We start from the raw sequence: 2,276 nt of genomic DNA on the forward strand, positions 1-2,276 counted from the left end.
GGACACCTCTAGTTGAGTGGTAATGATACCACCTAAAATAGTGTCCGGGTTTATTGAACCACAACATCTCGTCTATTCTCACACGTCTATTCTCGCAAGGTCCCAACTTATTCATTTGCAATACAAAATGCTTTAATGTTATATGATTAAGTATAATTTCATCAGATGAAATGTTTCTTTTTTATTAGTGAGGGTTCGATGGAACAAAACCTATTTTCATTGACGAACAAAAATAATCACATTAAATACACTATATTTGGTAGTGGTATTGGTATGGGATATATCCTTGCTCAACTACTTCTATTTGGAGTCATTGGTATTGTAATAGGCTTGATTTCAGGCTATGACAGTCTACCAATTGTATTTGGTATTTACCTGTCTCTTCTAGGAATCGTTATTGCATGTTTTATTGGCGCCATAAAAAGTACTGAACAATCTGTTAGCATCAAGAATGATTTATTGCTGGTTCATAAAGGTTCAGATGATAAAGAAATCCCTCTCAATCAAATTCAATCTATCGAAATTGAAAACAAGCTGCTAAGTTCACCAATTATTGATAGTTATAAAGCTGGTACAAATAGACAGCCTTCGCCTCTGTGGCTTGCGTTAGGAAAGGGAGGTGCAGCAATTTATGCAAGTGATGCATTAAATAAAATCACTTCTACTTTTGGGGCGGATGTACGTAGGATGCGCCTTAAAAGTAGGCTGAAAAAAGAGTATTCAATTATCTGTGTTATAAACGGTAAATCAGAGTGTTTATTTAAAAACTTGAAAGAATCAACCGTATTCGCTCTGTATTACTCACTTGCTCAAACAATCATTGATAAAAAAACTCCAGTATTCCACAATCAATCGGATGCTATTTCAGGTCGTACAGCCCATAGGGCATTCAAATGGTGTTCAACTCTAGGATTGTTTTTATGGATTTTATTACCCGTTGCAATCTATCAGTATGATCAAAAATTTGTGCCAAAAGATAATTGGAAATATGATAATAAGGCCGTCATTACCTCAATACAGGAAAATGTATATATCCTTCAGGCTAATCGCATATCTTCACGTAGGGCGGAAGAGTTAGGGTTAAGAGAGAATAGACTACCAGAGCAAGACAATATAAAAGTTCTCGACTTCAGAGGTCGTTTAAAAAAGGATACTTTGTACTATCCTGATATAAGTAAGCATAATATGTTGCAGAAGCTCCCCGCGATAGCCTCGGATTCGAGAAGCGAGGGAGTTTACTATGTTTTTAGCCCAGGGTATCAATCAAAAATGGTGCAGTTTGAGTTAAAATATGGTATTGGACTAGATAAATATAAAGATTACCAAAAACTAAAAAAATTAAATATTCAGCTTGAACCTATCGTAGGAAAAGCTAAAACAGGCAGGCTATTTATTAGTGGCAGCTATGAAAATGTTGAGTTTAAAAATAAGGAATTAAAATACAAACCTTGGATGGAGTTATCTACAGGCTCCTATCAAATATCGGTAACCGTGGGTACAATAACAGACACTTTTATGTTTGATATTCATGCGAAAACAGATGCTCTATATTACGTAGGTCTTCAGTCTACCCTTTGGGGGATAGGACCAAAAAAAATAGTGTTTGAAGATGTTTATAAACTTGCAAGTCAATAGTACCAACATCGCAACCCGCTACTATATAGTAATTGTAGTATTCCAAGCTGAACAATTTCGTTTAGCTGATAGTTGCCGTAATTTCTAAAGGGCGCTTTAAATATAAACTAATGTGTTTCTAGAGATGAAGAGAGGTTATTACTCTCATTAGTTATCTATGAGTTAGCCACCTGATAAATGATACTCATCACTATTTGGTTTGCATCGATTATGGGATGTCTGGTTTAAATTGTATGAGTATCTAAGGCAATGAAAAGTATGCTATGTTTGTTCATACTAGCCTCTGCTGTTTAGTTATTTGAAAAATTAATTATGGTTCCAGCACAAATTAATGGTGGGTGTCTCGTCTATTCTCTCTCGTCTATTCTCTCTATTCTATCGCCTATTTCTATTCACCTCTATAGGGTAGTAAACAGAGTCATTGAGCCTGCAGGCTCGGCGTTATCACTTCTATTTTATGGCAAGCGCTTTTAATATGCCGGAATACAGGGTAATGTGGTGCGCTGTAAATTTAACCAGAAATGTTAAGGAAAACATATTATGAATATATTGTATATTTGTACCCTCGTGATTGTAACTCCCCCAAAAAATGAAACAGTTTATAAGTAGAATTTTCCATTAACTAAAATAGGAAAATTTAC

The 2,276-nt window shown here is 35.1% G+C and carries 1 protein-coding gene; it reads left to right on the forward strand.

All coding sequences use genetic code 11. From position 1 onward, the window contains the following. Positions 1-198 precede the first annotated feature (198 nt). A complete protein-coding gene (locus CKO50_RS23320; protein WP_095730088.1) occupies positions 199-1,635 on the forward strand; it encodes a hypothetical protein in 1,437 nt (478 codons plus the stop codon). Positions 1,636-2,276 lie beyond the last annotated feature (641 nt).

Origin of the sequence: Pseudoalteromonas sp. HM-SA03, assembly GCF_002289345.1 — a bacterium.
Classification (GTDB): Bacteria; Pseudomonadota; Gammaproteobacteria; order Enterobacterales; family Alteromonadaceae; genus Pseudoalteromonas.

What these genes read in the sequence shown, in the direction of transcription:
- CKO50_RS23320 (WP_095730088.1), top strand. Translation starts at nt 199, where the DNA reads ATGGAACAAAACCTATTTTCATTGACGAACAAAAATAATCACATTAAA.